At 51.0% G+C, this 13,570-nt stretch carries 11 protein-coding genes; 3 read left to right on the top strand and 8 right to left on the bottom strand.

Features of this window, described 5'->3' with window-relative positions:
* Positions 1-19 precede the first annotated feature (19 nt).
* Positions 20-529, bottom strand: a complete 510-nt coding sequence (locus EXU85_RS22990) for a hypothetical protein (RefSeq protein ID WP_142774332.1) — start codon at positions 527-529, stop codon at positions 20-22.
* 294 nt (positions 530-823) lie between these two features.
* Here EXU85_RS22990 and EXU85_RS22985 point away from each other — a divergent pair, with 294 nt between their 5' ends.
* Together EXU85_RS22985 and EXU85_RS22980 are read left to right on the top strand one after the other, a co-directional pair.
* Positions 824-1,009: a helix-turn-helix domain-containing protein gene (locus EXU85_RS22985; RefSeq protein WP_142774331.1), complete on the top strand. Its 186-nt coding sequence runs from the start codon at positions 824-826 to the stop codon at positions 1,007-1,009.
* Positions 1,010-1,158: 149 nt separating this feature from the next.
* Complete coding sequence (locus EXU85_RS22980; RefSeq protein WP_142774330.1) at positions 1,159-2,052, top strand: NmrA family NAD(P)-binding protein; 894 nt, start codon at positions 1,159-1,161, stop codon at positions 2,050-2,052.
* Between the two features lie 32 nt (positions 2,053-2,084).
* On the opposite strand, the gene EXU85_RS22975 is transcribed toward EXU85_RS22980, so the two are convergent.
* Both EXU85_RS22975 and EXU85_RS22970 read right to left on the bottom strand, forming a co-directional pair.
* A complete protein-coding gene (locus tag EXU85_RS22975) occupies positions 2,085-2,966 on the bottom strand; it encodes a sugar phosphate isomerase/epimerase (protein WP_142776803.1) in 882 nt (293 codons plus the stop codon).
* A gap of 107 nt (positions 2,967-3,073) precedes the next feature.
* Positions 3,074-4,612: an ATP-binding protein gene (locus EXU85_RS22970; protein WP_142774329.1), complete on the bottom strand. Its 1,539-nt coding sequence runs from the start codon at positions 4,610-4,612 to the stop codon at positions 3,074-3,076.
* A gap of 385 nt (positions 4,613-4,997) precedes the next feature.
* On the opposite strand from EXU85_RS22970, the gene EXU85_RS22965 reads away from it, so the two are divergent.
* Positions 4,998-5,345 carry a hypothetical protein gene (locus EXU85_RS22965; RefSeq protein ID WP_142774328.1) on the top strand — a complete coding sequence of 116 codons (348 nt, stop codon included), beginning with the start codon at positions 4,998-5,000 and terminating at the stop codon, positions 5,343-5,345.
* 110 nt (positions 5,346-5,455) lie between these two features.
* Here the strand turns inward: EXU85_RS22965 and EXU85_RS22960 are convergent, their stop codons facing one another.
* The 5 genes from EXU85_RS22960 to EXU85_RS22940 form a co-directional block, all read right to left on the bottom strand.
* Positions 5,456-6,589 (bottom strand): efflux RND transporter periplasmic adaptor subunit, encoded by a 1,134-nt coding sequence (locus EXU85_RS22960; protein WP_142774327.1) that lies wholly within the window; start codon positions 6,587-6,589, stop codon positions 5,456-5,458.
* 15 nt (positions 6,590-6,604) lie between these two features.
* Complete coding sequence (locus tag EXU85_RS22955; protein ID WP_142774326.1) at positions 6,605-9,868, bottom strand: efflux RND transporter permease subunit; 3,264 nt, start codon at positions 9,866-9,868, stop codon at positions 6,605-6,607.
* 10 nt (positions 9,869-9,878) lie between these two features.
* Entirely contained in the window at positions 9,879-11,324 is a 1,446-nt protein-coding gene (locus EXU85_RS22950; protein WP_142774325.1) for a TolC family protein, read from the bottom strand.
* A gap of 85 nt (positions 11,325-11,409) precedes the next feature.
* A complete protein-coding gene (locus tag EXU85_RS22945) occupies positions 11,410-12,801 on the bottom strand; it encodes a HAMP domain-containing sensor histidine kinase (RefSeq protein ID WP_246859206.1) in 1,392 nt (463 codons plus the stop codon).
* Positions 12,798-13,475, bottom strand: a complete 678-nt coding sequence (locus tag EXU85_RS22940) for a response regulator transcription factor (RefSeq protein ID WP_142774324.1) — start codon at positions 13,473-13,475, stop codon at positions 12,798-12,800. The genes EXU85_RS22945 and EXU85_RS22940 overlap by 4 nt, the downstream gene beginning before the upstream one ends.
* Positions 13,476-13,570: the final 95 nt, after the last annotated feature.

The following is a 13,570-nucleotide window of genomic DNA, read 5'->3' as shown; positions in this document are numbered from 1 at the left end:
CGGTCGGGAGTTACCAGTTTTATGCCAGTGCTACAAATAGCCTCTGGCGGGCTCTATTCGATAATTTCGCGCTCAGGCTGTTCCAGTTTATGGAAATTCTCTCTGGAAACTGGAAACTGGTCTGGTGATGACTTGACCCCATCCGGCTGTTTGTGAGCATGCCATATAGCCTGATAAAGCTGATTGAAACGCTAGTCAGGTACGGAATCTGATGCTGTTGAAGGATGCGGGCTGATGCGTAGAAACGAGGTACAACTCCACCATGAATTTGCACGATAATCTTACCCTTTCGGGCAAGGATCGCCTGTGTCCATAACGGCTCCACCTGAAACGGATTTCGACTGGCTTTAAATAGTTGGGTCGTGTAGGTTCGTTTGGGGTAATCGTGCGCCAGATTGACCGAAAATCCCCCAGCTTCAACGGCAAGGCCTGCCTGTTGCTGCTGGGTCGCCAGTTCATGCACTACGTTGTCGATGCCGTTCATTCCGGGCGCATTAGCCTTGACCAGAATGAGGTGGATGATTTCCATACGAGTAAACCGTACAACAGCTTGCTTGGGAAATACGAATTCGAATACGATTTCAATCAGTTAAGTGTTTGATTGTCAGTATATATTGGAGTGGTTAGTGCTGGTTTCATTTATGCCGTGGCATCTTTTTCCAAAATATGGAAAACTGCTACTCAATCGGGTTAAATGGGGACCGGAATGGCGGGAGGCAGTGTCTCTACAGGGACGGGGTTACACGAAACAATCTTCTTTAACAAAATCTTAGTGAATTACCTGCCTATACCGGCAGGAGGAAGTAGTCAAACAAGTTGAGTCATGCCTAAAGCCATCAAAGGAACGGTATTTTATACTCTTCCAGAAGCAGCTCAGGAATTGCACATTACGGTTGGTCGGTTGAAAAGCTATCTGGATCAAAACCGGTTAACCAGTGAACGAATTGGCAGATCGGAGTTTATCCGCGAACAGATTTTACTCGCGTATCTGGCCAAACGAAGGTTGTAAGTAGCCTGTGCTACAAATTGCCACGACAAAACAATAGCCAGTCTATATTGCGTTCTGATACAGGCTGGTTATTGGGTATTAGTTACTAAATCCGGGTGAATAGGTTGGCAATCACTACATGAATCAATAACTTTCTCTCATACATTTAAATGACAACAACAATTGTAGTGGCCGGTGGAACCGGGGATCTCGGCGGTCGGATTACTAATGCATTGCTCGATAAAGGTGCCGATGTGCGTGCGTTGGTTCGTTCTACTACCGATCCCGCGAAGGTGGAAAAACTTGTGGAACGGGGTGTGCAGGTTGTCTGGGTTGACTTATCGGATGTGGCCGGACTTGCCCAGGCGTGCGTGGGGGCCTCCTGTGTAATTTCAGCCTTGCAGGGCTTGCGCGACGTAATCGTAGATGCCCAGTCTGCCCTGCTCGATGCGGCACTGGCGGCAGGGGTGCCTCGCTTCATTCCGTCCGACTTTTCAAGTGACTTTACAAAACTGACCGTTGGCGACAACCGAAACTTCGATTTGCGTCGGGAATTCAATGCGCATCTGGATACAAAGCCGGGTATAGCAGGTACATCGATTCTGAACGGGGCTTTCGCGGAGTTGTTAACCTACAACATTCCATTTCTCAATTTTAAGAAAAAGCAGGTTGGTTACTGGGAACGTGCCGACTGGCGGGTGGATTTTACGACTATGGACAATACCGCAGCTTTTACGGCCGCAGCTGCGATGGACTCTGCTACTCCAAGAGTTCTGCGCATTGCCAGTTTTCAGATTAGTGCCAATGAGCTGACCGCGGTTGCCAGGGAAATAACGGGAGAGGATTTTACGTTGGTGCGAATGGGTAGCCGGGATGAACTGGCGGCCTACAACAAACGTGAACGGGCAGCGCATCCCGAAGGAGAACAGGACGTGTATCCGGACTGGCAACGGGGTCAGTACATGCACAGCATGTTCAGCGTCCAGAACGACCCGCTCGATAACAACCGTTACCCGGATATACACTGGACTCGTGTTCAGGAAGTACTGGCAAAACGCCGATAGAAGATAGGAAATAACTCATTATATGGCTGCCCTTACGCTTTGGTGATCATCCGGTCGAAAACGGCTCGCTGTGCTTTCATAGACGCCACTTTATCGGCCGGATTGGTATGGCATTCCAGAAGTACCCAGCCTTTATAATTCAGTTGAACCAGGTTAGTCAGCAGGTCCTGATAGGGATAGTCGGTCCGGTCCAGTTCACGAACGTGGCAGGTAGCGCCCAGCCGATCTTTTACTAAGTTGAAGTTGGATTGGAACCCCTTACCATTGAGGTCTTGCGGGTTGCAATTCCAGCAAATGCTGGCATTTGGATGGTTGGCCACATCCATAATCCGTTTCGTCATTGGCAGTTCCTGGGTCTCCTCCCCGTGCACTTCCAGCCGAATCTGCTGCCCGAATTCAGCGCCATATCGGGCCAGTTCGTTTAGCGATGCGCCGATTTGTGCGACCGTTTTTTCGGTCGGGACCTCTTTATGAAGGGCGTTGGGTTTCACTTTTACACCCGATCCGCCCACATCGGCACTCAACCGGATAAACTCTTTTGCCCGTTCAATCGATGCGTTCAGCTGGCTTTGATCTACATAATCAAATTGCTGGTTTGTGCCAAGCCCAACGAGTTTAACCGGGCTGTCGGTAAATTTCTTTTTGACCTCCAGCCGTTGTGCTGCATTCAGCTCGGGCATGACGTTATGGGCGTGCTCCACGCGCAGTTCTACACCGAGAATGTTTGTATCCGCGCAATTTTTAATCAGCGTGGATAAATCCCAGTCTTTACCCCATAAATAGGTGACGAATCCCAATTTGATTCCTGATTTGTCCCGTGTGGATTCACTGGCAAAAGTTGGTCCCACCAGCATAGAAGCGCCAGCCAGCAGGGAAATCTCTTTCAGGAATGTTTTTCTGTCGATAACTGACATAGCCATTGGATGTACAGGTTGAAACCTCCTGAAATAGGCAAGACTCAGGTGCCTGGTTGTACATCTGGTAAAGTTGGTCAGCCGCTATTGTTACTTGCCGGGGCTCCTTAACTATCCGGCTCTGTGATCGGGAAGTACAACGTGAACGTTGCTCCTGCTCCCTCGCGGCTATGGGCAACAACGAGGCCATGGTGATTGGTCATCACTTTGCGAACAATAGCCAGGCCAATACCCGATCCTTTGTACGCACTACTACGGCCGTGTAGCCGTTCAAACGCGCCGAAAATCTTCTCTCGATACGCTTCATCAAAGCCAATTCCCTGATCACGTACCTTAATTTGCCAATAGTATTGCCCTGGTAAGCCCGGCAACCGAACATCGGCGGGTAGTTCGGTTCGTCCCTTTTTCTCGCTTGTGATCCTGATGTGCGGTGCCTGGCCTGGTTTGCTAAATTTTAGCCCATTGGAGATCAAATTCTGAAATACCTGGCGTAGTTGCAATGCATTACCCATCAGTGTGGGTAGGTTGCCAACCTCTATGGATGCTCCTTTTTCCTGCACCGCCAGTTCAAGATCAATGAGAACCTCCTCAACAAGTTTGGGTAACTCCACTAGCTGATGTCTTGTGTCATCACCTTTTGACAGCCGGGAGTAGTCTAATAAATCCCGAATGAGTGACTGCATACGCTCGGTTGTCGATTGCATTTTCTTGAGTAAGTCGACTCCTTTACCAAGAGCAGTACCATATTGATCGACTAAGGCAGTACTAAACAACTGTATTTTTCGGAGGGGTTCCTGCAAATCGTGGCTGGCTACGGAGGCAAATTGCTCAAGGCTGGTATTCGACTCCCGAAGTTGCTGTTCAATTTGCTTACTTTCTGTAATGTTCATAAACGTGACCACCACATTATCCCGATCATGGCGAACGGCCGATATTTGAAACCAGCCCTCTAAGCCTAACTCATCTCGGTAGGGTTGGGTCATTTGTTCCGGCTGACCTGTTTCCACTACGCGTACATACGAGTCGAAAAAACCATTTTCCTTATTACCCGGAAATTTTTCCAGCAATCGCTGACCAATAACTTCCTCGGGCTTTAAGTTTGTGCTACTCAGAACGGCCTGGTTGGAAAACTCAATCAGGAAATCAATGATCTGTCCGGTTTGGTCGTCACGAACGGCTTTCATGTAAAAAATACTGTTGAGCGATGCATCCAGTGTAGCACGGAGCTGTTCCGCTTGTCGCTGCAGTTTCAGCTGCTCCGCTGGAATACCGAGGAAATTGACCATAATCCCATCGCCCTGTTTACGCACCGACAGGGTAAACCAGTCCATAGCATTGCCGTTTCGGAAGGGGTGATAATCTTCACCCTGGTACGTCTGGCCGGTTTCGACCACCTCTATGTAGTGGGCAAATAGTACCAGCTGGGCGAATTGAGGAAATAGCGTTAGCAAGGTAGTCGCTTGTAATTCTTCGACCGAAGAACCAATCCACTTCTGAAACTGGGTATTTACAAGCGTAATGCGAAAGTCGGTGATCTGACCAGTAGCTGGATCGCGCACGGCTCTGGCTACATAGGTATTTGTAAGTGAAGTCTCTACGAGTGTCTGGAGTAACTCAGACGATTCATCGGTAAAGCGTACATTCATACAGATGGTAATGAATAGCTTAGATAGCTAATTGGCAGATTTTCAGGTGTATGATTGAGTTTTATTGGTATAAGAAGGGTTTAATTAATCACCCGCCATTATAGAAAATCTCGTTGATTCCGTTATCATGATGGTAAGTGCTAACCCTAACGTATGTAGGCTCATCTGAACGATACTATTTGTGGGGTATAAATGTTTATACATGTAAAAAAATTGTTATAATTATTTGGTAAAGCGAGTACGGATTGTCTTGTCTTTATAGCTTTTTGTAAAACTGGTGTCACCTTTTTATAATTAGGACCGTATGCTCATTTATGGCTTCTCTTTTAGCCAAAGCGATTAAAGGCAGAGTTTGATTACTAATAAACAAACTCAACGCACAGTTATGAAAAAGGCAATTATGATGGGAGCGCTGTTTCTTGCGGTAGCGAGCTTCAGTGCACAGGCACAAACAACCTCGGGCAGCGGAACGGGGAACGGAACGAATGGGTCGGCTGCCCAAAATGGGGCAACGGATACGACGGGCAGATCTAATCGGTCAGGTACCAGAGGTAATCGGTCGATGAACAGTAATTCCAGTTCTAATGGCACTGCTGGTCAGAACAGTAACTCTATGTCGACTCAGTCAGATAACCAGGGGAAAGGCCGGATGAACCGGAAAATGAAACGGAATAGCAATCGCATGAATAGCGATTCAACGTCTACCTCTACGAGTGGCAATCCGCCACGGTAGTCAGGCACATGAATAGCCTATCATTGAAAAAGGGATCCAGTTAGGTTGAAACCTGACTGGATCCCTTTTTTTTGTTTGGTAAGTGCTTGTATGTGAGTGAGATATGTTGCTTATTGTTTAGCAGGCTGCGTCTTGATCGCTGCCCCGTCTGCAATGTCTTCACTGCCTGTTTTTAAGATAATATCACCTGCTTTTAAATCACCAAAAACCTGCGTCTGGCCAACAGTATCATCGCCTTTTTGCACGGTTGTCCGAATGGCTTTCCCATCAACCACTTTCAAAACAAAGGTGCGATCCAGGGTGCTGACTACAGCCGATTTGGGAACATATAAACTGCCCTCCCGAGTAGAGGTAACAGGTAATCTTGCCGAGGCAAACATACCTGGTTTTAACAGTCCGCCTTTATTCTGAAAATCAATCTCGACCAGTTCTGAACGGGTTTCAGGACGAACACTATTGGCGATACGGTTGATTCGGCCAGTAAAGGTTTGGTTGGGAAAACTACGTACGGAAAACTGTACCTGATTCCCCCGCCGAATATCGCCCAGATAGGCTTCTGGAACGGCAATCCGTAACCGCAGTCGATCAAGTTGTTTGATCTTGAGCATGGGCACACCATTCTGCCCGCCCGGCCCCACAAATGCACCGGGCGAAAGCCGTCGATCCGTAATCACGCCAGTAAAGGGGGCAATGATTTTTAAATAACTCACCAGTTGCTGAACTGAACTATAATGGGCGTTTGCGGCTACAACGCCTAAACTATCTGAAACAGCCTTGGTGCGGGCAGCATCCAAGTCGACGGGCGAAATAGCACCCAATGTACGGCTGGTTCGTAGCACGCGCAGGTAAGTGCCTTTACTGGCGCCATAGACTGCTTCGGCTGCTTTGACTTTGGAGAACGCTTCGGTCAGATTAGCCGTGAGTTCGGGGGCTTCCAACTCGGCCAGCACCTGACCCTTATGCACCTGATCGCCAATATCGACGTGCAGTGCCTTTACGTAGCTACTCACGCGGGGGTAGAGATCGGTTTCGTAATAACTTTCCAGTTCGCCCGGCAGATTCAGCTCCGATGCCGGGCGGGATGCAGTTACGCGGATGGCGTCATACCGAATTTCTTCGTCAGCCGGAGCCTCGTCCATCGGACTCTTTTCGGCCGACGAATTGCCGCACTGGCTCATCAAAAAGCCCGTACTGGTAATGGTCAGCAGGAATAAACCACGTCGGAGAACAGCATATATAGTCATGGAATTGAAGGCTGGTTAGTAGGTAAGACTGGTTTCGGAAGGTTCGATCAGCGTAATTGCGCTACCATCGTAGACCGTGCTGGTTGGGTCATCCGGGTCGAGGGAAGGTGAGTCGAAGGTCGTTTTACGCTGAATGGCGGAGAAGACGACAGGTAGGACCAGCAGGGCTGCTAGGGTAGAAAAGAACAGGCCACCAATGACGGCCCGGCCCAGTGGTGCCGTCTGCTCGCCCGATTCGCCCAGACCGCTGGCCATGGGAATCATCCCGGCAATCATGGCCAGGGCAGTCATTAAAATTGGCCGTAATCGGGATGCACCCGCCACGCGAGCTGCGGATCGGGCATCCCGGTAGCGTAAGCGCAGGGTTTCTGCATTGGTCACCAGCAATAACGCGTTGGCTACTGATACCCCCACCGACATAATGATACCCATGTACGATTGCAGGTTGAGGGTTTGCCCGGTTATCAGTAACAGCGTGAGTGAGCCAGCCAGCACGGCGGGTACACTAACCAGAACAACACTGGCCACTTTGAAGGACTGATAGTTGGCCGCCAGTAGCAGAAATATGACGACAATAGCCAGTCCTAGCCCAAATTGAAGGCTACCCAGTGTTTCCTGAAGTAACTGCGCCAGCCCACGTAACTCAACGATTGATCCTTTAGGCGGTTGTCCGGCGGCAGCAATGGCGGCCTGAACATCGCGCGTGGCGGTTCCCAAATCCTTATTGTTAATATTGGCCGATACCGTGATGATGCGTCGGGGGCCAATGCGGTCATACTGACCCGGTACGGTTGTTGGCTTAATGATTGCCACATCGCCCAGCGTAGGTCTAAGTTGCCCTTTTACGAGTGGAATCGCCTGGATATCAGCTACCGATTTCATCTGCTGTTGCTCCAGCTGGATTTGTACCTGATAAGCAAAGCCTTTGGATTGATCAAGCCAGAGATTTTTGGCCGTAAACCGGCTCGATGATGTAGCCGCCACCAGCGATTTGGCAATCTCATCGACACTGAGACCCAGTTGAGCGGCCCGCTCCCGGTCAACCTGAACCGTAACGGTTGGGTAACTTAGGGGCTGATTGATCCGTAGATCCCGCAGGTAAGGAATTTCGTGCAGCCGGGTTAACAGGCGGTTGGCGTAGTGCTGGCCTTCGGTCAGGTCTTTGCCGCCGACTAGAATCTCTATGGGTGTTTGGGCACCCTGACTCATGATCTTATCCGTCAGGTCAATCGGTTCAAACGACAGCCGTACATTGGGCATTTTTTTTCGGACCCGTCGGCGAATCTGATCCTTTAGTGCATCCATCGACTGGACCTTGTATTCGTCAGCAAGGTTGACTTGCAGAACGGCTTCGTGCGGACCGGAGTTGAATACATACAGCGCGCTGGTGCCATAGCTGGATGGCGTCATGCCCACAAAGGCTGATGAAATCGCGATATTCTTCGCGCCGACGATATCTTTGATCTGTTGAATAACCTGCTTGGTTAGTTCTTCGGTACGTTCAATTCGCAGGCCCTGCGGCCCCACAATGCGTACCTGAAACTGGTGGGCGTGGTTCTGGCGAGGCATCATATCCTGGCCCGTTTGGGTAAATCCAATGCCAATCAGCAGAGCACAAAGCAGCCCATAAACCCCAATGACCAGCGCTCGCCGGGCCATCAGCCGATCCAGCAACCGGAGGTAGCCCAGTTTGAAGCGTTCAAATCCAGTTACTTTTTCTGGATGCGTTTGTTCGAATTGTTCCTGGCGAGTCTCCGGTTTCTGATTCAGATCAGGCAAAATACTTAGTTCGTGTGGGCTCGCATGCACATGATTTTTTAGCCACCAGTTTGCCACAACCGGTACAAATACCTGCGACAGAATGTAAGAAGCGATAATGGAAAAGCCGACTGATAACGACAGCGGCAGAAACATGCCGCGCGGAACTCCATTCATCAGGAACGCAGGGGCAAACACTGCCAGAATACAGAGCGTAATGAGCAGCAATGGAAACGACATTTCCTGACAGGCATCCAGAATGGCGCGGGCTTTGGGTTTGCCCATTTCCAGGTGCTGGTGGATATTTTCAATGACCACCGTAGCCTGATCGACCAGAATGCCAATGGCCAGTGCCAGACCCGACAAGGTCATGATATTGATGGTCTGGCCCGTCAGGTTCAATAACAAAATGGCGCTCAGAATCGAAACCGGGATGGTCAGAATCACAATCAGCGAACTACGCCAGTCGCCCAGAAACAGCAGCACCATCAAGCCCGTCAGGATGGCGCCCAACCCACCTTCAACGGCCAGACTATGAACCGCCTGCGTCACATAAACCGACTGGTCAAATTCGTAGGAAAGCTGTACATCATCTGGTAACAGGGCTTTCATTTCGGGCAATCGGGCTTTTAGCGCGTTCACAACGCTCATGGTTGAGGCATCGGCACTTTTCGTGACCGGGATATAAACCGACCGTTTGCCATTGACCAGAGCGTACCCGACCGTGATGTCGGTGGCATCTTCTACCGTGGCTATATCGTGCAAAAACACGGTTGGGCCCACGCCCTTTCGTAAGGGAATGTTCAGAAACTCACTGACTTTATCGAGCACCGTATTGCTAGGCGTCATCACCGTATAATCCCCCATCTGAACGCTACCCGCTGGTGATATCTGGTTGTTTTTTACAACCGACTGTACGATTTCGTCGGGTGTGAGTTCGTAGCTGCGCATCCGTTCGGGATTTACATTAACAACTACGGTTCGTTCGTTTCCACCGAATGGCGGTGGGGCCGACGCGCCCGGAATCTGGGAAAATAACGGTCGGATTCGGGTAGAGGCCAAATCCTGCATCTCGCCCAGCGACGCCCGGCGACTGCTGAAGACCAACTGGCCAACCGGCAAACTGGAGGCATCGAAACGAACTACTGTAGGCGGTACGGTGCCAGGGGGGAGGTAATTCATGACCCGGCTTACCTGATTGGCCACTTCCCCGGATACCTGAGCCATGTTTACGTCTTCGTAGAACGTACATTTCACCAGACACAGTCCCTGAATATTTTTTACCTCAACGGCCTTGATTCCCGAGACATACAGAAGCTGGTTCTGATAACGGGTGGCAATGAAGCCTTCCATCTGGGCGGGTGTCATGCCGCCGTAAGGCTGAGCAATATAAATGGTGGGCAGATTGAGTCGGGGGAAAATATCTACCGGAATCTGGAGCAGGGCCAGCACCGCAAACAAGACGATACCCGCCAGGGCAACAATTACGGTAATGGGTTTAGCGAGGGCAGCTTTAATCATGGCAGTTGAGTTAGCGTGGAATTTGTTGCAGGAATGAGTCCAGATCACCAGCGGTAGCGGCCCGAAGCAGCAGTGCCCGCCAAACACTATTGGTCACGATTGCCTGATCCACTTCGGCCCGGTTGAGTAGGGCAGTGGTTTGCGTCAGGGCCAGAATGTTATCCAGACCAGATTCGTAGCGTGCCTGCGATTGGGTATAGGCTTGCTGAGCCGCATCCAGTTGCAAAGGGGCCTGATCGGCCCTGGCCTGCGCCAGTTCCAGTTGTAAGCTGGCATTCTGACTGGCTGCCTGAATCCCCAGAGCCTGTTGATTGTAGGTTTGCTGGAAGGCGTTGATCCGCTCCCGTTGGGCGGATAGGGCGTATTTGGATCGTAATAAATCGGTGGGTCGCCAGATCGCTGTGACGCCTACGATGTAATTATAGGATCGTAAAGGCAAGCCAGCACCCAGAGAGGGATCGATTCGGAAGGTGCCGTCGGGCTGGGCTCGTTCACTGATGCCCGAGCCCCGACCCTGGAGTGAGCCCAGAACGGATACCGAAGGCAGGGCCGCTGCTTTTAACAACGCTTCGTTTGCTTTTCCCAACTCAATCGACTTCTGAAATACCCGCAACTGGGGGTGAAGTGCTACACTGCCTGATTGGGTATTCAGTAAACGGGGGAGCCGATTATAAAATGCCATCGAATCCAGTTGAACCGTTGGATTGGGCTGCCCGATTAGTTCGGTTAACCGGAGTACCTGTTGCTGCGCCAGTTGCTGACTTTCCAGTACTTGTAACCGGGCTCGGGCCACTTCGGTATTGGCAATGGCGCTGTCGATACCCGGCCGGAGCCCGCCTTCGGTGCTGGCACGGATAACCCGTTGCAACGCCTGTGCCCGCTGGAGGTTAGCTGTTTGCAGTGCCACCGATTTCTGGGCATTGAGCGCCAGCAAGTAAGCGTCACAAACCCGCACCTGATGGGTAAAAAACTCGCCTTCGTAATCGGCCTGGGCTTGCTCAATGGCTAGTCGGGCCTGACTGCGTCGGGCTTGCCGTCGCCCAAAGGTAACGGCCTCCCAGTCCACAACCAGTGAGGCTCCACTCGTCCAGGTGGCCTGGTTATTGAATCCATCAGTGCGTACGCCCGAGATAGGCAGGAGTAATCCGCCATTGGAAACATACGCGCCCCGAACCTGATTGGAGGTAGCATTTAGTGTCTGAGCCTGAACGCCCGCCTGCGGCAATAACGCAACTTGCAAACCTTGGGCCTCTGCTTCAGCCGCCCGAATGGTAGCCAGCTTGCCGCGCAGACTTGGGTAATTGGTACGAGCCAGTTCCAGTGCTTTGGGCAGGCTGAGCTGATTGGCAACTGCTGGTAATGAATTGACTGACTGAGCAGCGACTAGCCCAGCCCAGAAGCTGGCTATGGCTAGTATGACTGCCAGGCCCAAATATCGTTTTTCTCCGTTGAGCATGAGGGTAGTCCGATGGATAACCTCAAAACTACGGGCAGGAGATTAGAGCGAAATTAGAGCCATATTAGATGTTATTAGAGTCGTCTCAGGCTGGCTGCAACGGCAGCACCACTTCCGTGAGCGTACCTCCTCCAGGGCGGGGGCGTAAGTATAGTTGTCCCTGATGCAGCGCAATAATGCGGGAAGCCAGGGTCAATCCAATACCGAATCCAGCTATTGAGGCTACGTTCGAGCCACGCACAAGAGGTAACAGAATCTGATCTTCCTCGCCGGGGGCCAAGCCAATACCCCGGTCTTCAATCCGGATGCGTGCCCGTTCTTCGGTATCCATTTCCAGGTGCAGCGTAACAGGCTGACCGTTGGAGTACTTGACGGCATTATCTAACAAATTCAGCAAGGCAGTTTTCAGCAGATAGGCGTTTCCTAATACGGTCACCGGCGTTGTCTGTTCAAGAACACCATCGCTGAGCTGTACCGACAGGGATTGGCCGTCTCGTTGCTGCCCAAGTGTATCGGCCGCATCCAGTACAATTTCGACCAACGCAAGGGGTTGGCGATCGAGTTGAGCATCTACGCCATCAATACGGGCTAGTTGAAGAAGCCCGTTGGATAAGGCGGTTAACTTGTCGAGCTCAGTAACGGCCTGCGCCATGCCGCGTTTTAGGGTATCGGCATCGGTATCGTAGAGCATGGACGTTTCCAGCCAGCCTTTAATGGTGGTTAAAGGGGTTCGTAACTCGTGCGACGCCTGGGCAATAAAGGAACGCTGATTATCGACCAGCCGCTCCTGACGCGTGAGCAGGTTATTAAATGCCTGCGCTAATACGCCTACCTCATCCTGTGGATTATCGGCTCGTAGCCGGAATGCCTGAGTACTGGCAGCTGGGGTGTTTATCTGGTCGATCAGGTTATTGAGTGGCTTTAGGGCCTGTCGGGAGAAGAAATAACCCAGCAAAACGACTAGGCCAATGGCCACGATATTGCCAACAATAAACAGATCGCGAAGTTGATTTTGGCGCTGGTAGCCATCCTGATCATACGCGGTTACGACGGCCACGTATTCTCGCCCATCGGGTGATGGCGACACGCCCGCGTAGGTGAGGGCCACACCATCTTTTGGGTAGATATGGCCGGGGCTTTCGTAACTAAAGCGCACCAGGCGTTCCCGTCGAACCCGTTCCCGGAAGGCCTTTTGAGCCACAAAGTCGTTGGTTTTCTGACTGGTGTAAATCAGACTATCGGTAGGAGAGTAAACAAATTCAACCTGCTCCGGCATGGATGTAATGACGCTTCCCGCCACCGAGCCCCGGAGGGTCAGGAGCTGCTCGGTTACGCGGGCCTTTCGTTCCAATCGATCCTCAATAGACCGTTGCCGAAAGCTGGTGTAGGTGCTGTACACATACACGGAAAAAATAAACAGAATACTGGCAACCAGTAACGAAAACCACAGAATGAGCTTGTGTTTAATCTGCATCATGAGTCCCGTAAAACGTAGCCCATACCCACTATGGTGTGTAACAGTTTGGGGCTAAATTCTTTGTCTATTTTTTTGCGCAGGTAATTAATGTACACATCGATGACGTTCGTGTTGGTGTCGAAATGTAAGTCCCAGACTTTCTCGGCAATATCGACCCGGCTAACGGTTCGTCCCTGGTTAATCATCAGGTATTCCAGCAAGGCATATTCCCGGGCGGTCAGATCAATCCGTCGTCCGGCTCGGGTAACCGAATGCGCTTTTGTGTCCAGTGCCAGATCGGCCACCCGCAATACCGTTTTCAAGCCAGCAAAGTCACTCGTCCGTCGGGCAAGGGCTTTGATGCGTAAGATGAGTTCCCGAAACTCAAAGGGTTTCACGAGGTAATCATCAGCTCCGGCTCCAAACCCACTTTCTTTGTCGGTTAAACTATCCAGCGCGGTCAGCATCAGTATGGCCTGACCGGGCGACTCCTGCTTGATGTGCCGACACAGGTCGAACCCGTTGATATGTGGCAAATTAACGTCTAAGACAATTACGTCGTAGGGATTGTTGCTGGCTAACCGCTGCCCCATCAAGCCGTCGTAGGCCAGGTCAATTTCATAGCCTTCGCTTTCCACCCCTTTTCGAATAAAGGAGGCCAGGCTAACTTCATCTTCAACGAGTAATATCTTCATGCATCAGGAACCTGAGAATAGCCGGTTAGTTTGACTGGATGAGTAGACGTTTCTATCCGACTCAACAAAGTAAGCAGGAGTTTCCTGGGTTCTCA

Source organism: Spirosoma sp. KCTC 42546, assembly GCF_006965485.1.
In the GTDB taxonomy this organism is placed as follows: domain Bacteria; phylum Bacteroidota; class Bacteroidia; order Cytophagales; family Spirosomataceae; genus Spirosoma.
Note: the sequence above shows the minus strand (reverse complement) of the source record. Positions and strands in the feature narration are given on the sequence as shown.